Raw genomic sequence first — 19,733 nt, forward strand, 5'->3', positions numbered from 1 at the left:
GGTCGATGGTGTCCGACGCGGTCCTGCGCTCGACCGGCTTCCCCTACGAACTCGTCGAGCGGCTACGGCTGCCCGCCGCCGCGAGCGCCGCAGCCGCCGTGGCCGACGCAGAACGCGAACTGCTGTCCCTGGCGGTCCGGGCGGGTTGGGAGGAGTCACGGCTCGCCCACCTGCGCGCCGTCGTCGCCGCCGGCACCGTCCGGCTGGGGCCGGACGAGCGCGCCGACCCGCACTGGGTGGACACCGTCACCAGGCTGCGTGCGGCCCGCCGCGCCCTGGACGAGGTGGTGGCCAAGGAGGAGGCGGCCGCCGCCACCGTCGCCGAGCTGGCACGCGACGACCGCCTGCGGGAGGCGCTCGCGGTGTCCAACCCGAGGATCCTCGCCGACCTGGAGCGCCGCGGCCACACCGCGCAGCTCACCCACCAGCTCGCCACCTTCATCCAACGCGTCTGCACCAAGAACGAGACGCTGAGCTTCTTCGGCCCGATCAACTACGCGACCCTCGACGAGCGCGACCCGGACGCGATCGCCCTCTCCTCCCGAGGGCCGGGCACCCTGCGGGCCCGCCGCGCGCACACCGGCTCGTGGGTGGTCGCCGCGCTGGCCGAGGCGATCGCCTTCGCCGAGCCGGTCAGCCCCTGGCTGGTCCTGCGGCTCCGCAACCCGGGCGTCGCCCGGTGGAGCGGCGACCCGCAGGCCCTCCCGGCCCGGCTGCTCGCACTCGTGGACGCCCGGCACACCCTGGGCGCGCTGGCCGACCGGCTGTCCCTGACGCCGGCCCAGGCCGCCGAGGCGGCGCGCACGCTGGTGCGGGCCGGGCTGGTCGGCCACCAGATCGACCCGCCCGCCACCACCCCGGACCCGCTGGCCTTCCTGGTGCACCGCCTCGCGGGGCTGCCGGGCACGGGCCCGCTGGCCGCCGAGGTCGCCGCCCTCGTCGAACTCCGCGACGGGTTCTGCGCCGACGACGCCGACGGCAAGGCGCGCCGGCACCGGCTGTTCCTCGACCGGGTGCTCCGGACGGCCCCCGACGCGGCCGGGGGAAGCGGTCGAACCGGCGCCTTCTACACCGACCGGCTTCCGCTGCGCGAGGAGTGCGCGGGGACGGTGCAGCTGCGGCTGGGGGGCTCGGTGGTCCGGGAGCTCCGACACCGGGTGTTTCCCGCTCTGGACTTCCTGGCCGCCCTGGCCCACCGCCGCCGGGACCTCGCGCGGCACGCGCTGGCCGCCCGGCTCGGCGAGCGCGAGGTACCGCTGTGGAGGCTGGCCGCCAGAGCCGACGGCTGGCCACAACCCGAGGACACCGAGGTGGCCGCCGCCGTCCGCGCGGCGGTCGCCGACCCGGACGCCGCCGAGGTCGACCTGGCGGCGTCCGCCGACCTCGCCGCCTTGGTGCGGCGAACCCCGCTCGAACAGTCCGGGGCGGTATGCTCCGTCGACCTGCTGATCGCCGCGGCGGACACGGCCGCGTGGCAGGCCGGGCGGTACGAGGTGCTGCTCGGCGACGTCCACGACACCGTCCTGCTGACGGACTGGGCCCTCCAGTTCCACCCGGACGCCGAACGCGTCCGTACGGCCAGGGATGCCGCGGTCGCCGGAGCCTTCGGGGCGGTGCCCGCGGTCAGCGTGCTCGCCAAGCGACAGACCGGCATCCCGCCTCTCGAACTCCCGGGCCCCGTGGTCGAACTGGGCGGCACCTCGGGGCAGGGCAGCCCCTGGCTGGCCGACCTGCGCGACCTCGTGGTGGTCTCCGACGGCACCCGCGTGCGGCTTCAAAGCACCCCCCTCGGCGGCGAGGTGGCCCTGCACAACGGCGAGTTGGACACCCTCGTGCAGACGGCGTTCGCCCCGCCGAGGCTGCGCGCGCCGCGCATCGCCCTCGGCCCCCACACACCGCGGCTGCGCTGGGGGGCGGCGGTGATCCAACGGGAGAGCTGGACGGTACCGCTGTCCGCCGTGGCGGCCCTCGGCCCGTCGGCCACGGCCGCGGCCGTACTCGCGGCCCGACGCCTGTGGGTCGACCACGGTCTCCCGGAACAGGCTTTCGTCCACCTGCCGGGCGTACGCAAACCCCTGTTCGTCGACGCCGCAAGCCCGGCGCTGACCCGGGCACTGGCCCGGGCCTGCCGCAAGGTGGCAGCCCACACTGCCCCGGACGCCGTGGTCCGGATCAGCGAGATGCTGCCGGGACCGGACGAGTTGTGGCTGTCGGAGGCGTCCGGACGGTACACCGCGGAACTGCGGTGCGTCTTCGCCCGCCCCGCTCGCGTGCCAGAGACACCGGGAAGGACCACGGCCTCATGACCCACCTGATCGTCCTTCCCCACAGCGACCCCACGCTCCGCCACCAGGCGCCCGGCCACCGGGCCGTCGAACTCCAACGGGCCGCCGTCGAGCGATTGACCGCGCCCGCGGAGCGGGCACCGGTACGGGAGGCACTGCGCTCGGCTGCGGACGGGGGCGGTGAGCAGCTCGGCGAGCTGGCCCTGTTCGAGGCCGCCGAACGCTTCCTGACCCAGGACCACGGCCCGGTCAGCCGACTCCTCGCCCTCGACCTGGTGCTCACGCTGGCCGGCGCCCATGCCCGCTGGCCGGTCTCACTGCGCCTGGACGACCTCGAACTGGCCGCCGGCACCACGGAGTCGGGCGCGGACATCGCCCGGGCCGCACAGTCCGGCCTCCCGTTCGCGCCCGAACTCCGGGAGGCCCGGCGACTGCTCGACGAGGGGCCGGCCGTCCTGCTGATCGACCGCGACCAGCAGCTCCCCGCGCTATTCGCGCTCGCCGCGGACAGCGGGAAGCCGCTGGCACTGGACGGCGCGTTCGCCCGGCGACACTGGCGGGCACTGGAGCCGCACCTGCCGGCCGGCAGCCACCTGGTGGCCACCGGAGCGTTCGCCACGGTCGACGAGGACGGACCGGCCTGGCTCACCCGGCGGGCCCGCCGGCCCTGGGCGGACACGCTCAGCGGGGCCGAACTCGCAGCCCTGTCGGCCACCGCGCCCGCCTCCGCGCCGGCGGGCTGCGCCGTCGCGATCATCGCCCTGGTGGAGGCCGGCGACGACCTGGTCCGCACGGCCGACGGCGTCACCCTCGGCACCGAGCGCCTGCGGGCGGCCGTCCACGCCCTCGCCGGCGCGGGGAGCGCCGTCCTCGTCGAGCTGTGGCTCGGGGCTCCCGGCGCGACCCAGGAGCAACTGGCCACGACCGCCGCCTGGCTGGCCCGGGAGGACCTGCCCTGGCGGGTCGTCGGATGCCGGCCCTTCCACCTCGACCGCTCGGCCGTCCGCGGCGACACGGCGAGCTGGGCCGGCCGGCCGGTGCGACTTCGACCGGCCCGGCCGGGGCTGGACCTGCTGCGCGCCCCCGAATTCGACGCCCTGCCCGTCGAGCGGGCCCTGCCCGGGATCGCCGCCGTCCTCGCCGAGCGCCACCCCCCGGTGGCGGGCCGACTGGCCGGGGCGTACCTGGCCGCGGCGAACGGCGGCGAACCGGCCGCGGCGTGCCTCGCCCCGGGCGTCACGGTGGTCGACCTCGACGGCCGCACCCTGCTGGTGGACCTGCGGACCCGCCGCACCCGCACCCTCGATCCCCGCCTGGGAGGACGCCTGGCGGCACTGCGCTGCGGGCAACCCCTGACCGACGTGCTGCCCGAGGGCCGCGCGCTGGAGCGGACGCGCGCGCTGCTGTCCTCCGTCGCCGCCCTCCGCGGCACCGGACCGGCCACGACCGGCACGTGGAAGGTGAACGCCTCGTGAGCACCTGGGAGCTGGGACGCGAGTTCGTCCTGCGCCACACCGGCATGCCGTTCGACTGGATCGAGGACCTCGGCGACGACCCCGGGCTGGAGCAGGCCGCCATCCGGCTGGCCGCCGCCGAGACGGCGGTGCGCGACGCACTCGACGGCCAACCCCCGGCCCGCGTCCGGGCGGTGGAGACCGCGCTGCACACCCTCGCCGGGCCGCCGGCCGCACCCGACGGCCGACTCCGGCGCGCCCTCGGCGAGTGGTCCGAGGCGGTGGACCGCTACCGGCCGGCGTACTGGGACGGCTACACCCGGATCGAGGCCCGCCTGCACACCGCGGCCTGCGAACCGCTGGTCCAGGAAGCGGTGTTCGTGTCCAACCCGGACATGTGGGAGAACATGTGGCGCCGCTACGCCACCGCGTCCGAGCGCGGTACGAACGCCGCGCAGCGCCGCCTGCAACGACAGGTGTACACCTACCTCCAGCGGCTGTGCGGGAAGAACGAGACGACGAGCTTCTTCGGACCGCTCGCCTACGGCACCGTCGACGAGAAGCACGAAACCGGCTGCACGCTGCGCCGTGACGTACCGGTACGGCGCCTGGTGTTCTTCGCGCAGTGGGCGGTCGCCGCCCTGGTCCGCGCCGTCCGACGGGACCGCGGCGTGCTGCCCCTGCTCCCGGTGTCCGTGGTCGACCCGGACCGACTGCGAGCCCGGCTGGGCACCGGAGCCGGTGGCGACCTCCCCGACCTCCCCAACCGGCTCGCCCGGCTGCTGTTGCGCGACGGCTCCGTGCCGGTCGGGCGGCTCGCCGCCGAGCTCGGCGTCGGGGTGGCGCAGGTGATGCGGCTGCTCAGGGACATGCTGGCGAGCAACACGGTCGAGCTCGGGCCGAGCTACCCCGGGGATCGGCAGGACGCCTTCGACCGGCTGCGGGACGCGGTCGCCGGCCTCGGGGGAGCCGACCCGGACGCCGCCCGGTGGCAGGACGGGTTCGCCGCGCTGGCCGCCCTGCGGGACGACCTGGCGGCGGCCCCGTTCCCGCAGCGGACGGAGGTGTTCTACCGGCTGGAGCAGACCTTCACCGCCGTCACCGGCCAGGCGGCGCGCCGTGACGGCGGCCTCTACACCGACCGGTTCGTGGTCTACGAGGAGGCGTCCTCGCCGTTCGCCCTCGCACTCGGCGCCGGCCCGACCGCCCGCCTCACCGACGCCGTCCAGGAGGCCCTGGACTTCTGCGCCGACTACGGCGCGCTGGTGCGCCGCCGTCACCAGGAGCACCTGCTCGGGCGCTGGCCCGAGCACGACCGGCTGACCTTCGACGCGTACGGCGAGGCGATGCGGCCCGCGGCGGACCCGGGCAGCGCCTTCGACCCGAACGCCGCGCTGGCCGTCGACCCCGCCGACCTCGGCGATCCGGTGCGCCGCCGCGAGCTCGTCGCCCCGGCCGCGCCCGGCCCGGCCTACGCGCTGCCCGACATCTGCCTGGCGGCGGCCGACACCGCGGCGCTGGACGCCGGTCGTTTCGATGTCGTCATCGCCCGGGTGCACCACCATCTGCTGCTGGAGAGCTGGCTGTCGGTCGCCCACCCCGACCCGGACGCCTTCGGCGCGGCCGCCGCGCGGTGGGTGGCCGAGAGCGGCACCCCGCAGGGCCTGGTCGGCCTCGACGTCAGCCGGCGCAACAAGGGCTTCTACGTGTTCCCCGGGGACCGCGTCGCCCTGCGGCCGCTGCGCGCGGACGACGCCCGCGACGCCCGGTTGGCCCGCGCCGGCGACTACCACGTCCACCGGGCGGACGGGCGGATCGTCCTGGTGGACCCCGCCGGGCACGAGCGCCTGCTCTACCTTCCGCTCGCCGACCTGGCCGCCTACCCGCCGCTCGCCGCGCTGTCGGCCCCGCAGCTGGTGCACGCCAGGATCGAGCCGCCCGCCGTGGAGCGGACGGCCGCCGTCACCCTCGGAAACGCCGTCTACCAGCGGGCCCGGTGGTTCGTCGCGATGCCCGACGTCGCCGGCCTCGACCCGGCGGCCCGCTACCTGTCCCTACGCCGGCTGGCCGCCGCCCGCGGCATGCCGCGCTTCGTCTACATCCGGTCGGAGCGCCGCCGCAAGCCCTACCTCCTCGACACCCGCTCACCCCTCGGCGCCGAACTGCTCGCCCATGTCACCGAGGCCGGCGAACGGGTGCAGTTCGAGGAGATGTCCCCGGGGCCGGACGCGCTCTGGCTGCGCGACGAGGAGGGGCGCCGCTACACCTGCGAGCTGCGGATGCAGGCGACCCGTACAGGCGCCACGACGAACAGGAGCGTGACGGCCGGATGACCGCGATGAGCGAGCCGGGCGAGCTGACCGCGCCGAGCGCGATGTGCGAGCTGGGCGAGATGAGCGTCCTTCCCCTGTTCGTCCTGCGCGGTGCGGGATTTCCCGCCGCCGAGGCCCTGCTCCCCGGGGCCGGCGACGCCCACGCCGACGTGGCGCGGATGCGCGACACCGAACGGCGGCTCGAACGGCTCGAACGGGCGCTGCTGACCGTCCTGGCGACCGAACCGATCGAACGGCCCGAACGGCGGCGCCTGCGGCGTCGGCTCGCCTCCCGGGCTCCCGTCGACGAGGCCGGGAAGGCCGGCCCCACGGCCACCGCCCTGATCGCCCGCTGGAACACGCTGGTCGCCGAACTGGCCGAACTGCGCGCGTGCACCGTGCGCGCGGGCGAGACCGAACTCGCCGGTGCCGACCGGTACCTGCGGGACTGGCACCGGACGCCCGTGGCCGCCGAGGCCGTCTGGTTCTCCAGCCGCGGCGCTGCCGGCGCACTGGCCGCGTACGCGCTGGGCAGGCCGGGCTCCGCCACGACCCGGCGGGTGGCGCTGCGCTACCTGCAGCGGCTGGCCACCAAGAACGAGACCACCTCGTTCTTCGGCCCGTTCCAGTACGGTGCCGTGACCGACGGAGCGGGCACCGCCCTGCTCGCCTTCGACGCCGCCTCCCCCCGGCACGGCGAACGCGACACCTTCCTCGCCCGCCACGTCATCGACGACCTCGCCCGCCGGATCGGTGAGGACCTGGCGGCGCAGCCACGTGTCCTGCTCGAGCCGCACCCGCTCGTCCACGTCCACCACCGCGGTCTGCGGGCCGCCGGCCGGAACATCGCACTGCCCGAGCCCCTGGTGGCCGCTCTTCGATCGGGCCGGGTCCGCCCCGCGGACCTGCCCGAGCCGCTGCGCGCCCCGGTGGCCCGACTGACCCGGGCGGGTCTGCTGTCCGTCCGGCTCGCCCCGCCCTCCACCTCGCTCGCCGAGCTGGCCGACCTGCGGGCCGCCGTGGACGCCACCGCCGAGGCCGCGCCCGAGGCCGCACCCCGGTGGCTCGCCCGCATCGACACGGTGACCGCTGCAGTCGACCGCGTCCGCCGCTCTCCCTGGCCCGCCCGCAAGGAGGCCTGCGCCGACGTCGACGCCCTCCTGGAGGGCTACGGCATCACCCCGCGTCAGCGCGAGAACGGCTCGCTCTACGCCGACCGCCACGCGGTCTACGAGGAGTGCGAGGGCGGCCTGCGCGGACTGCGACTCGACCGCCGGGCCCTCGCCCGGGTCGAACGGCCACTGGAGACCGTCCTGCGCGTGCACGCCGCGTACGCCGCCCAGGTCCGCGGCGACGCCCAGGACTGGATGCGCCGCCACTGGGACGTCGCCGCCCTGCCCGCGAGGGTCCGGCTCTACGAGCTCCTGGAGGCCCTGCACCACTACCCCCAGCCCGACTACCGGGACGGCAGCGCCGCGGCGGACGCCCTGTGGCAGCGGCTGGACGCCGTCGCACCCGAGGGGCACAGCAGGGTGGACGTGGGCGCCGACCGCCTGGCCGGCCTCTTCGCCGACGTGCTGCCCGACGACCCCTTCGTCTGCTCGCCGGACCTGATGGTCCGCAGGACGGCCGACGGCACCGAGCGGATCGTGGTCGGCGAGATCCACCACGGCATCCAGCCCTGGTCGTGGCTCGCCCGCGCGCTGCCCGCCGAGCAGCGCACGGCGCTGCGCGACGTCATCGGCGTGTGGGCCCGCGAACTCGCCGGCGCCGCCACCCCGGTCACCGTCGTCGAACCCCGCCTCACCGGGAAGACGTACACCCTGGAGTACCCCGGGCTGGCGCTGGAGCGCATGGGGCGCTCCAGCCTGCCGCGCGATCAGGTCCTCGGCCTCCACGACGTGGTGGCCGACCGGGACGGCATGACCCTGCACACCACGGACGGCACCCGGCTGGCCCTCATGCCGACCGGCCCCGTCAGCCCGCTCGCCCGTGCCTTCGGCGGACTCGCCCTGTGGGGCCCGCGCGGCGCACCACTGCGTCACCACCGTCCCCGGGTGAGCGTCGACGGGATGGTGTGGCTGCGGGAGGTCTGGCGGGTGGGGCCCGGGGAGCTGGCCGCGCTGTCCACGGCCCGCACCCCGACCGCCGCCCTGGTGGCGGCCCACCGGCTGCGCGAACGGCTGGCACTGCCACGGTTCGTCTACGTCAAGGCGGACGGCGAGCCCAAGCCCGTCTTCGTCGACCTGGAGTCCGTCGCCTACTGCGACATGGTGGCCCACCTGGTCGCCGGCCGCGCCGGCGCCGTGGTCAGCGAGATGCTCCCCGACCCCGACGAACTCGCCCTGCACTGTTCGCAGGGGGCCTTCACCAGCGAGATCCGGATGTCGGTGCTGGTGAGGAGGCCGCGATGACCGTCGAACTGAGCCCGGTGGCGATCCTGCGAAGCGCGGGCGTCCCCGCCGCGATCGTCGACCGGCTGATCGACCCCGAGCTGGTCGCGCGACTGGACACGGCCGACGGGGAGGAGGCCCTGCGCCTGGCGCAGTCCGCGATCAGCCTCGCCGACCACCGGCTCACCGCCCTCTGCCACGACCCGGTGGTCCGCGACGCGACGGCGATCTCCAACCCCGGCATCCACGCCAACGCCGTGCTGCCCCTCGCCGAGGGCGCCGCCCGCCGTCGACGCAAGCGCGCTCGCAGCGTCGTCGCGCTCCTGCAACGGCTGGCCACCAAGAACGACACCGCCAACGGCTACGGCCCGATGGACCTCGTCCGCTTCGGCGGCCTGCCCGACCTCACCCAGCCGCCCGCCCGCACCGGCGAGCCCGCCGAACGGGCCGGCCTGGTGAGCTGGTGGGTGGTGGACCTCCTCGCCACCGCGATCCGTCACGACGAGGAACTCGCCCGGCACCTGCCCTACCGGCTCAGCGACGCGGTGGGGCTGGACGGCGAGCACCTGCTGGTCGGCGACCGCCGGGTGCGCATCAGCCCGACGGAGGCCGCCGAACTGGCGCTCCTGCCCGCGGCGGCCGGCGGCGACGCGCTGCCCAGGCTGCGCCGCGCCCGGCTCGTCACCCACGCTCTGCCCGTGCCCGCCGCCGACACCGATCCGCTGGCCGCGCTGATCGCCGCGGTGACGGACCTCGGCGACCCCGGCGCCGTCTGGGCGGCCCGGCTGACGGACCTGCACACGCTCGCCCGGCAGGTCGCCGAGGCGCCCACCGAGGTACGGCCGGTACTGGCCGGGGAGGTACGCCGTCGGGCGGAGGCGCTGGTCGGCCGGTTGCCGGACCGGCCCCGCGGCGCGTTCTACAGCGACCGCGAGGTGCTCTACCAGGAGGGCCGCGGCGCCGCCGGGGAGTACACCATCGGCGGTGGCCTGCTCGACCGGCTGCGGGAGGGGCTCGGCCCGGTCTGCCGGCTTGCCGCGGTCTACGGCTACCAGCGGTTCCTGGGGGCCTCGGCGGCGCTGCTGGAGAGCGCGGGGGACGGCCCCGCGCGCCTGGTGGACGTCATGCGGCGGATCGGCGGCCTCGGCGACATCACCGCCGAACCGCCGGGCGCCCTGCGGCTGCGCGAACACCTGGCGGACCTCTGGCCGCACGGCGGCGGCGACCTCGACCCCGAGCGGCTCCTGGACCTCCTGCGACAGTGGCCGAACCCCGAACTGTCGTTGCTGTCACCCGACCTGATGCTCGCCGCCGGAGCCGACGGCTCGGCCCACGACGCCCGGCTGGTGCTCGGCGAACTGCACAGCAACCTCCAGACCTTCGGCCTGTTCGAGCACTTCTGGCCGGACAGCGGCATGCGCGAGTGGTTCGCCGAGGCGAAGGACCTGCCCCGGCGGCTCGTGCAGTTCGTCGCGCCCCGCTCGCAGGGCAAGGCGTTCCTCGCCGAACTCCCCACCAGGTCGATCGAGGTCTCCGCGGACGCCGCACAGCCCGACCCGGTCGCCTTCGGCCGCGTCGGCGTGCGCTGGGAGGACGGCGTCCCCTGGCTGGTCCTGCCGGACGGCGAGGCCCGCACCCTGGTGCCCGGCGACCCGTCCAACCCGCTGTACCTGGCGCTGTCCCCGCACACCGGGCTGATACCGACACTGCGCTCGCAGCCGCATGTGCCGGCCCTGTCGGTCGGCGGTGTCGTCGTCCAGCGCGAGCGGTGGCGGCTGGAGCGGCCCGCGTTCAGCCGGTCACTGGACGCCCTGTTCGTCGAGGCGCGGCGCTGGCGGGCCGCCCACGGCCTGCCCGAGCGGGTGTTCGTCCGGGTCGCGAGCCAGCCGAAGCCGTTCTACGTCGACTTCCGCAACCCCCTGCTGGTGGACCTGCTGGCGCACTGGACCGCGCCGGGAGAGGAGCTGCTGGTGAGCCCGATGCACCCGGGGCCCGACCGGCTCTGGCTCGAACGCGGCCGGGACCGCTTCTGCGCGGAGCTGCGGATCTCCGCCGTCGTCAGGGGGCAGGCGTGAACGAGCGCCCAGCGGTCGGGGTACGGGTGCCGCCCGGCCGCCTCACCGCCCGCCTGTACCCCGACCTCCAGCTGCGCAGCAGCGGATTCCCCGCCGCACGCCTGCTGCCGGCGCCCCCGGCCGAGGCTGGGCGCGAGGCACACGCCGCCATCCGCGCCGCCCGCCGGCTGGCAGCCTGCCGGGAGGACTTCCGCACGACGGTCTTCCCCGCCCTCAAGGACCGATTCCCCGGGCTGGACCGGGCGGACCGCAACCGCATCGTCCGCTCGTCCCGGCTGGTCGGCCGGGGAGCACCGCTGCCCGAGGAGACCACGGCGCTCCTCGACGCGCTGGGCCAGGGCACGTGGGCGAAGGACTGGACCACCGCCGTCACCGCGGCGGACACCGCCGACCACGCCGCCCGGCTGGCCTACCTGGAGGCCGTCGACGCGGTGCTCGGGCAGGTCCGCGCCCGGCTCGGGCAGACCCGGGTGCACCAGGCGATCGGCCAGTCCAGCAGCGGATTCGCCGAACGGCTGTTCCGGCCCAGCGGTGCCGTGCACGGATCCGGACCCCTACGGGCCGGAGGCCGCCACGACCTGATGACCGCCCACCGCTACCTGCGCCGGCTCGCGACCCGCTGCGAGACCGTCTCGTTCTTCGGGCCGTCCTGCTTCGCCCGGCTCGCCCCGGACCTCGACGTCGCCCTACGGCTCGACCCGCCGACCGCCGAGCGCACCGCCGTCGACGCCAGCGCCTGGCTGGTCCGGGAGCTGGCGAGGCTCACCGCCCCCCGGGGCGGGGACGTCCTGGTGGGCCGGGATCCGCTGTGGCGGGTGGAGGACGGCGCACTGGTGCGCACCGCGGACGGCCGGAGCGTCCCGCTGACCCCGCAGGCCGCCGCGCTGTGGGAGGCCCTGGACGGTCGGCGGCCGATCCGGGAGTCGGCGCGGACGGCCGGATTGTCGGCCGAGCGGCTGCGCACCGCGCTCACCACGATCAGGCCCGCGGTGCGCCGGGGCCCGCTGGTCGCCTCGACCGAACGGCACGCCCTGCGCGCCCTCGTCGAGGCCCTGCCCGAGCCGGGCGCGGCCGGCGCGCTGCTCGGACGGCTGGAACGCGTGGCCGCGGCCCCCTGGCCGGAGCGGGAGGCCGTCCTCGCCGAGGCGGCCGAGGCACTGGACGCCGCAGGGCTGGCGACCGCACGTCGCGGCGGGGAGCACTACGCCGACCGGTCCTTCTGGCACGAGGAGCGCTCCAGCCCCTACAGCGAGCGCGTCCGCCTCGGCGCGCCCACGCTCGCCCGGCTGAGCGCCGTGGTCGCCGCCGTCCTGGAACCGCTCTACCTGGCCGCGCTGCTGGCGCGGATGGACGCCCGGGACACGGTGCGCGCCGCGTTCGGCGGTCGCCGGGTGCCGCTGGCCCACGCCGCGACCGCCGACCTGTCCACCGCGAGCACCCGGCGTGAGGAGCTGCGCCGTGCGCTGGTCGACCTCGTCGACCGCACCCCGGCGGGCCCCGACGGCGCCGTCCGGCTGACGTCCGCCGCGGTCGCCCAGGCGTGCCGACCGTTCTGGTCGCGGATCTCGGCCTCGGACCTGGCGCCGTCCGCCGCCCTGCCCGGGCTCGACCTGCTGGCGGTCGGACCGTCACCGGCCGCGGCGACCTGGGTGCTGGGTGAGGTGCACGACGACTCCAGCTCGGTGCTCGGCGGGTCGTCCACCCGTGTGCACACCGACCCCGAGCGGCTGTACGCGGACTTCTGCGCCGCCGTGTCACGCCTGGTCGACCCCGGCACCATGGCGGGCGTCGTCTCCCGACGCCGCAGTATGCACATCACCCCCGAACTGCCCGGCCTCGCACTCGAACTCAGCGGGGTCTCGGGCCGACCGCACGACACGGTGGCACCGGTGGCCCACGCGACCGTGAGCGCCGACGGCACCGCGATCGAGGTCGACGGCGTCCGCCGATGGCTCTACCCCGGCGACCTGTCGAGCACCCTGCACCGAGCGCTGTCCCTGCCCTGCGTCGTCCCCGTCGACCTCGCCGGCCCCACCGGCTCGCCCCGGGTGCTGATCGACGACGTCGTCGTGACGAGGGCGAGCTGGCACGTGCCGTGCCCCGACGGCGCCGAACCCGGATACCTCCACTGGAGCGGCTGGCAGCAGACCCGCCACGCTCACGGACTCCCTCGGCGGATCTTCGTCCGCCACCCCGCCGAGACCAAACCGATCTTCGTGGACCTGGACGACCCGGTGGCCGTCGACGACCTGGCACGCCTGGGGCCGGGCACCGTCCGGATCTCCGAGTGCCTGCCCGACCTGGACGCGCTGTGGTGGCGACCCGACGGCGAGGCACAGGTCGCCGAGCTCCGTGTCGCCTGCCTGATCGACGTGGAGGGATGGACGACGTGACCCGCTCCTGGGAGATCCTGCCGCTCGCCGTGGTGCGCCCCACCGGTTTCCCCACCGACCTGCTGGCAGCAATGGCCGATCCGGCGCTCCTCGACCTGGTGGACGCCGCCCGTGCCGACCGGTCCGCCCTGGACGCCGTGGCGGACGCGTTCGAGCAAGCCTCCCGTGAGGCCCCCCGCCTGGAGGACGCCGACCAGCTCCGGGCGGCCAGAACCGCCTACCGGGCGGTCAAGCGGCGCCGGGCACCGGCCGAACCGCCCCTGCTGCCCGCGGGAATGCCCGGTTTCCGCAGCCCGGAGGAGTTCGCCCGGTGGTGGTCGACGAGGTGCCGGGCCCGCGACACCCACCTCGCCGCCCTCGACGCGCGGTACCCGCAGACCCTCGACCGGGCCCGCCGACACATCGACACCGCCCTGCGCTCACCCCGGCTCCGGGAGGCACTGGTCCTGCTCACCCCCGAGATTCTGGGCACCACCGTCGCCGCCCTGCTGAAACGGCCCCCCACCGGCCCCGCACCGAACCAGAACGAACGCAAGGCCGCCGCCTTCCTCCAACGCCTGGCCGCCAAGTGCGAGACCAACGCGTTCGCCGGACCGATCGCCTACGCCGAGGTCGGCCAGGCCCTCCCCTGGGCCGACACCGCGCCCGTACGGCGGGGCCACCTCGCCTTCTGGGCCGTCCAGGCGGTGCTCGACCGCGCCCTGGACCGCCTGGCCCCCGGCGACCTCGGATGGCGGACCGGGCCGGCCGCCGGCCTACTGCCCGCCGACTCCCCCGTCCTGCGAGCCGTCCGGCAGGCCGCCGCCGGACGGGCCGGCGCGATCGCCCCCGCCACCCTGCGCACCCTGCACCGCAAGAACCTGCTCTGGGCGACCCGGCTGCTGGCCCCCACCTCCGAACCGGACGCGCTGCGCCTGCTTCGCACCGCCGCCACGGACCTCGACGACACCGACCTCACCGCCCTGGCCGCACTCCTCACGACCACGGCGGCCGAGTTCGCCGACGCCGACGCCGACGGCAAGACCGCCGCGGTGGCCCGCACCACGGCCCTGCTGACCGAACACGGCGTCGACACGGAACGCCGCGGGAAGGGGCAGCTGTACGCGGACCGCGTCGTACTGTACGAGGAGGACCACGACCCGGGCTTCCGCGTCCGCTTCACCGAGGCCGGCGCCGCCCGCCTGTTCGGCCGGCTGGACCCGGTCCTGGACCTCGCCGCCGCCGCCGGTGTCGAGGCCTGGCAGCTGGCCCGCGAACGGTTCACCCACGCCTGGAGGCAGCAGTTCGGCCCGACGGCGGCCACCGCCTCCCTGCCCGAGGTACTCCGAACGATCCCGGTGAGCACCCCCGCGCCGCTCGCGCAGACCGGCGTCGGCCGACGGTTCCAGGGCCTCGTCCAGGCAGCCTGGGACGGCGCGTCCACCGAGGTGGTGCTCGACCCCGCCGACGTGCGCGCCATCCTGCCCGACCTGGACGACGTCCGAGCCCCCCTGCTGATCGCGCCCGACCTGCACTTCGACAGCACCGACCGCGCCGAGGTCGAGAGCGGCCGCGCACCCGTCGTGGTCGGCGAGTTCCACTGGGGCTTCCAGGGGTTGGGCAACCTGTGCTGCTTCATCGACGACCGCGGGGCACTCGCCCGGACCACCCGGCAGTGGCTGGGCCACGACACCCACCCCGAGGAACTCGTCCACGTGGCGACCGGTGCCCGGTTCGGCAAGCTCTGCTACCTCGAACTGCTGCCCCGCACCCTGGAACTCAGCGGCCCGGCAGCGCCCGGCCAAGGCCGCCTCCAGGCCGAGGACATCGACGTCCACCCGGACGGCGACATGGTCCAACGATCCACCGGGCAAAGCCTGATGCCCCTGCTCGGCGACGCCGAAGCCGCCACCCAGAGCCCCCTCGGCCCGCCCGGCTGCGCGCTGCCCCGCGTCTCCCTCGGCGCCCTGACCCCGCGCATCACCATCGGCGACGTGGTGGTCCAGCGCGCGGCATGGCAGCTGGAGCCCGGCGCGCTCCAGCCACCCGACGGCGCCCGCCCGGCCGGGCGGTACCGCCACACGGTGGACACCCTCCGCGCCCTCGGCGTCCCCCGGCGCCTGTTCGCCGCGGTCCAGGGGGAGCGCAAACCCGTGCACGTCGACCTGGCCAGCCCCCACCTGGTGGAACTCCTGCTCGCGGAGGCCAAGGACCGGCCGGTGCGCGTCACCGAGATGCTGCCCACCCCCGAGGGCGCCTGGCAGCGCAGCGAACACGGCCGGCACCTGTGCGAGATCCGATTCTCGGCACGGCGCCGGCGCCGAACCGACCAGACGACGGACGAGCCCGGAACGGTGGAACGATGACCCGACAGCTCACAGTGCTCGGCCTGGGCGGGAGCACCCGCAAGGGCTCCTGGGCCGAAGCCCTCCTGCGCAAGGCGCTGATCACCTCCCGAAGCCTCGGAATGAGGCCCCAGCTGTACCCGCTGGCCGCCAAGGACCTCCCGGTCTTCCGGGAGTCGCTGCTCCTCGACCCCCCGCCGGTGGTGGCGGAACTCCTCGCCAAGGCCCGGCAGGCGGACGTGCTGATCCTCTCCTCGCCCGTCTACCACGGCACGATCTCCGGGGCCCTCAAGAACGCCGTCGACTACCTCCAGGCCCTGAGCGACGACGAGCGGCCGTGGCTGACCGGAAAGGCGGCCGCACTGATGGCCGTCGGCACCCCGGTCGGCGGCGCACACGCGATCAGCGCGATGGACCACTTCTGCCGCGCCCTGCGCGCCACCACCGTCCCCACCGCCATCGTCACCGGCCCCGGCTTCCTCGGGGAGGACGGCACCTTCACCGACGCGCTCCTCGCCGAACGGATCAGCCGGATGGTCCGAGAACTGGCCGCCCACGCCCGGCTCGGCCTCGACGAGCCCGGCGTACCGGCATGAGCACCTTCTTCGCCGAACGGCGCGAAACCCTCCACCTCCTGGACACCGGTGACGGCCGGGAACTCAACCGCGGACGCTACCGGGGGCTCGGCTTCTCCGGCACCGGCAGCCCGGCACCCGGCCGCGAGGACTGGCAGTACCGGGCACTGCCGGCCCCCACCGGAGCCGCCCCCGTGCTGCCCCGCGAGGTGGCCGCCGCGGTCCGACCGCTGGCCGAGCCCTGGCCCGTCGCGTACACCGCCGAGTACCGCCTGCACGACCTGGCCGACCGGCTGCGCAAGATCGCGACCCAGGCACGGTTCCACCGGCTGGTCATCAGCCTGCGCGACCACGACCAGCAGGTGATCGCCGGACCGGACGGCGACCTCACCGCCGACCACCGGGCCTTTCGCACCGTCAACCTCCAGGCCACCCACACCGGCCCACACGGCCCGGTCACGGTGCGCAGGGACTCCGCCGTGGCCGCGCAGGACGGGCTCGACGACCTGGCCACCCGGCTGCTCGACGAGCTGGACCGGGCCCTGGCCGACGCCACCCGCCTGCCCGCCGTCGGCCTCGACCCCCGCCGCCGACCGGTCCTGCTCGCCCCCGGTGGCTGCGCCCTGTTCTTCCACGAGATCTGCGGCCACCCCCTGGAGGCCGACGTCGTCGAGAGCGGCACCTCCTACCTGGGACGCCTGCGCGGCACGGCGGTCTGCCCGGAATGGGTGACCGTCCTGGACGACCCGGGCGCCCCGAACGCCGTCTTCGGCTACCGCGTCGACGACGAGGGCAACCCGGCCGTCGCCGTACCCCTGATCGACCACGGCACCGTCGGCGGCACACCGCACAGCGCCGCCAGCGCGGCCCAGGCCGGCGCACGGCCCAACGGCCACGGGCGCCGGATGTCCTACCTGTATCCGGCCGTTCCCCGGCAGGCGCACACCCGCGCGCTCGACGGCCCCTTCACCCCCGACGAGGTGCTGCGCCTGCCCGGTGAAGCCGTCCATGTCGAGCGCATGCGGGTCCGTCACGTGCACCAGGGCACCGGCGCGTTCAGCTTCCTCGCCCTCGAGGGCCTGCTGCTGCGCGACGGCGAGGCCGTCGGGCGGCTGAGCGACGTCGTACTCGACGGGGACGGCCTGTCCGCGCTGCGCGACATCACCGCGATCGGCTCCGACTCCCGCACCTTCGTGGGTGGCGGCGGCTGCGGAAAGCTCGACCAGGGACCGCTGATTGTCGGCTTCGAGCAACCGACCGTCCGGATCGACGGACTCGACACCTACAGCCTGTCCCGGAAGACGAGGAGCTCAGGGTGACGACGACCCCGGCACCACACGAGCGTTCCACGCCCTCCTACCCGCTCTCCTGGCAGGCCGTCGACGAAGCCTGCGCCGCCGTCCACGGCGTCCCGCACGCCGACGAGGTCGAGCTGTGGATCCACGACGCCCGCGAGGCCGTGGCCCAACTGGTCCCGGCCACCGGGCGCACCACCGCCGCCGCGGGCGGCGCGTTCGGCGCCGCCTGCCGGCTCTGGCACGGCGACGGCTTCGGCGCCGCCAGCCGTACGGTGTCCGGCACCGACGACGTCGACCTGCTCGTCCGGGAGGCGGCGCACACCGCGAGCCCCCACCGGGCCGCCGCACGGCCCACACCCGAGCCGACGACCGACGACGCCCCGCGCGTCCAGCCCGATCCGCTGGACACCGCGGCCTCGGAACGGCTCGTCCACGAGACGGCCGCCCGCCTGCGAGCGGTCGGCGCCGACGTCCAAGTGGTGCTGGCCCAGCAGTACCAGTGGATCACCTCGACCGCCACCGGCTCGGGGCTGCGGCGCTCGCACTACCACGAGCAGACCCGGGTGCTGGTGCGCTGCGAGACTCGGCACGGCGCCCTTCTGGAAGCGGCCGAGGCGCAGCAGATCACGGCGGACCCGGGCATCGACGCCCTCGTCCGCCGGATCACCGCCGCCCTGGACGCCCTGGACGCCCTGGACGACCCGGACGCCCTGGATGCTTTGGGCAACCCGGACGCCCTGGACTGCCCCGCGGCCCCGCCGCCCCCCGGACTGCCCGTGGTGCTGCGCCCGCAGGTCGCCGCCCCGCTGGTGGCAGGCCTGAGCTGGCTCCTCTCCGGCACCACGGCCCTGTCGACACCGGGGCTCGAACAGGCGGTCGGCCGCAGGCTGTTCCCGTCCTGCCTCCACGTGGACGACGTCCCGGACGCCCACCCGGACGGCCCGCCGATGACCTTCGACGACGAGGGGCAGCCGGCCCGACCCGTTCAACTGGTCGACGAGGGAAGGCTCGTGGGATTCCTGCACTCCTGGGACACCGCCCGGCGGCTGGGCCACGCGCCCAACGGCCGCGGGATCCGGATGGGCGTCGGGGCCCAGCCGATGCCCAGGCCGATCGCCCTGCGCGTCGCCGCCGGCCGCGGGTTCATGCCCGACGACTACATCGACCTCGACTGCCGGCTGGAGAACCTCGTCACCATGCCGCGCGCAGGCCGCATCGAGATGATCGTGGCGGGATGGGCGGTCCGCGGCGGCCGGCGGACACACCGGATCGCGCCCTTCGAGTTCCACTGCGACCTGCTGAAGTACCTGCGTCTGCTGCGCGGGACGGGCGCGGATGCCGAGATCCTGCCCCTCGCCGACGGCGCGTCCACCCCGAGTCTCCACTTCAAGGAGTTGCCGTGAGCGCCGCCTACGACGTCCTGGTCGTCGGCGCGGGTGTCGTCGGCTTGTCAACCGCCCTGGAGCTCGGGCTGCGCGGCGCCCGGGTGCACGTGGTGGACGCCGGCCACGAGGGCGGAGCCGGCTCCAGGGCGGCCGCGGGCGTGGCGATCCCCTCCCTGCGGCTGTTCGCGGACTCGGTCATGCACGACTTCGTCAACGTCGCCCGCAAGGTCCTCGACGCGGACGTCGAGGCGTTCGCCCCGGACGCGCCGGCCATCCGGCGGGGCCGGGGCGTCATCCGGCCGGTCCGCGACGACGAGGAGCGCGAGCAGCTGCTGCACACCACCCGGTCGGATCCGTCCGCCCTCGGACAGTGGGTGGACCGGGACGGCCTCTGCGAGCTGGAGCCGGTCTTCCGACGCGGCCCCTTCGTCGGCGCCTTCCGCACGGAGGCCGGCTATGTGGTCGACACCGCGCTGTACCTGGACAGCCTGGCCGCCGCAGCCCGCCGGGCGGGTGCCACCGTCTCCTTCGGGGAGCGGGTCCTGGCGGTGCGGGAAGGCCCGGACGCCGTGCACGTCACCACCTCCCACGGCGCTGCGGCCGCGGACCGGCTGGTGGTGGCGGCCGGCGCGTGGTCGGGAAGCCTTCCGGGCCTGCCGAGCCTGGCCGTCCACCCGTTGCGCGGTCAGATGGTCGAGTTGCGGGACCCGGACATTCGGATCGATCACATCATCTCCGGGCGGACCTATCTGTGTCCGTGGCGTGCCGGGGCCCTGTGCACGGGCGCCACGGAGGAGCACGCCGGGTTCGCCGACCATGTCACCGCCGCCGGTGTCGCCTTCCTGCTGTCACGGCTGGTACGGGACTTCCCGCTGCTCGCCCGAGCCCGGCCGGTCCGCTCCTGGGCCGGGCTGCGGTCGGCCACCCACGACGGCCGGCTCGTCCTCGGGGCGTACCCGTCGACGACCCGCGTGTTCGTCGGAACCGCCCACGGCGGGCAGGGCATTCTCACCGGTCACCACACCGGCCTGCTGCTGGCGGACCGTCTCGACGGCCACGACGCCGCCGTGCCGGCCGAATTCGCCCCCGACCGGGACCTGAGCCCGCCCCCGACCGGGACCTGAGCCCGCCACTGGACGGGCGGGGAACCTCGCCGGTGCCCGCCCATCCGTCCGGCGGTGCCCCGGCCTGCTGCGCCGAGGCCGCCTGGATCCCCCGGAGGGCGGACACCAGGGCGGC

At 75.7% G+C, this 19,733-nt stretch carries 11 protein-coding genes; all 11 read left to right on the plus strand.

Annotated features, from left to right (window positions below; genetic code table 11):
- Positions 1 to 5 precede the first annotated feature (5 nt).
- From ACZ5WK_RS35080 to ACZ5WK_RS35130, 11 genes are read left to right on the plus strand one after another with little or no spacing between them, the layout of a single operon-like run.
- A complete protein-coding gene (locus tag ACZ5WK_RS35080) occupies positions 6 to 2,306 on the plus strand; it encodes a lantibiotic dehydratase (RefSeq protein WP_465553726.1) in 2,301 nt (766 codons plus the stop codon).
- On the plus strand, positions 2,303 to 3,760 hold the full coding sequence (locus tag ACZ5WK_RS35085; RefSeq protein ID WP_465553728.1) for a hypothetical protein: 1,458 nt from the start codon (positions 2,303 to 2,305) through the stop codon (positions 3,758 to 3,760). Before ACZ5WK_RS35080 ends, ACZ5WK_RS35085 begins: the two co-directional genes overlap by 4 nt.
- The gene (locus ACZ5WK_RS35090) at positions 3,757 to 6,072 is read left to right on the plus strand and encodes a hypothetical protein (protein ID WP_465553730.1); all 2,316 of its coding nucleotides are present in this window, start codon (positions 3,757 to 3,759) and stop codon (positions 6,070 to 6,072) included. The genes ACZ5WK_RS35085 and ACZ5WK_RS35090 overlap by 4 nt, the downstream gene beginning before the upstream one ends.
- Positions 6,069 to 8,465 carry a hypothetical protein gene (locus tag ACZ5WK_RS35095; RefSeq protein WP_465553732.1) on the plus strand — a complete coding sequence of 799 codons (2,397 nt, stop codon included), beginning with the start codon at positions 6,069 to 6,071 and terminating at the stop codon, positions 8,463 to 8,465. Before ACZ5WK_RS35090 ends, ACZ5WK_RS35095 begins: the two co-directional genes overlap by 4 nt.
- Positions 8,462 to 10,519 carry a hypothetical protein gene (locus ACZ5WK_RS35100; RefSeq protein ID WP_465553734.1) on the plus strand — a complete coding sequence of 686 codons (2,058 nt, stop codon included), beginning with the start codon at positions 8,462 to 8,464 and terminating at the stop codon, positions 10,517 to 10,519. The genes ACZ5WK_RS35095 and ACZ5WK_RS35100 overlap by 4 nt, the downstream gene beginning before the upstream one ends.
- On the plus strand, positions 10,516 to 12,912 hold the full coding sequence (locus ACZ5WK_RS35105; protein ID WP_465553736.1) for a hypothetical protein: 2,397 nt from the start codon (positions 10,516 to 10,518) through the stop codon (positions 12,910 to 12,912). Before ACZ5WK_RS35100 ends, ACZ5WK_RS35105 begins: the two co-directional genes overlap by 4 nt.
- Positions 12,900 to 15,257, plus strand: a complete 2,358-nt coding sequence (locus ACZ5WK_RS35110; protein WP_465553738.1) for a hypothetical protein — start codon at positions 12,900 to 12,902, stop codon at positions 15,255 to 15,257. The genes ACZ5WK_RS35105 and ACZ5WK_RS35110 overlap by 13 nt, the downstream gene beginning before the upstream one ends.
- A complete protein-coding gene (locus ACZ5WK_RS35115; protein WP_465553740.1) occupies positions 15,254 to 15,832 on the plus strand; it encodes an NADPH-dependent FMN reductase in 579 nt (192 codons plus the stop codon). Before ACZ5WK_RS35110 ends, ACZ5WK_RS35115 begins: the two co-directional genes overlap by 4 nt.
- Positions 15,829 to 17,130, plus strand: coding sequence for a TldD/PmbA family protein (locus ACZ5WK_RS35120; protein WP_465553742.1), 1,302 nt, complete (start codon positions 15,829 to 15,831; stop codon positions 17,128 to 17,130). Before ACZ5WK_RS35115 ends, ACZ5WK_RS35120 begins: the two co-directional genes overlap by 4 nt.
- Entirely contained in the window at positions 17,127 to 18,512 is a 1,386-nt protein-coding gene (locus ACZ5WK_RS35125; RefSeq protein WP_465553744.1) for a metallopeptidase TldD-related protein, read from the plus strand. Before ACZ5WK_RS35120 ends, ACZ5WK_RS35125 begins: the two co-directional genes overlap by 4 nt.
- Positions 18,509 to 19,618: an NAD(P)/FAD-dependent oxidoreductase gene (locus tag ACZ5WK_RS35130; protein ID WP_465553746.1), complete on the plus strand. Its 1,110-nt coding sequence runs from the start codon at positions 18,509 to 18,511 to the stop codon at positions 19,616 to 19,618. The genes ACZ5WK_RS35125 and ACZ5WK_RS35130 overlap by 4 nt, the downstream gene beginning before the upstream one ends.
- Positions 19,619 to 19,733: the final 115 nt, after the last annotated feature.

Source organism: Kitasatospora sp. NPDC032757, from assembly GCF_055579305.1.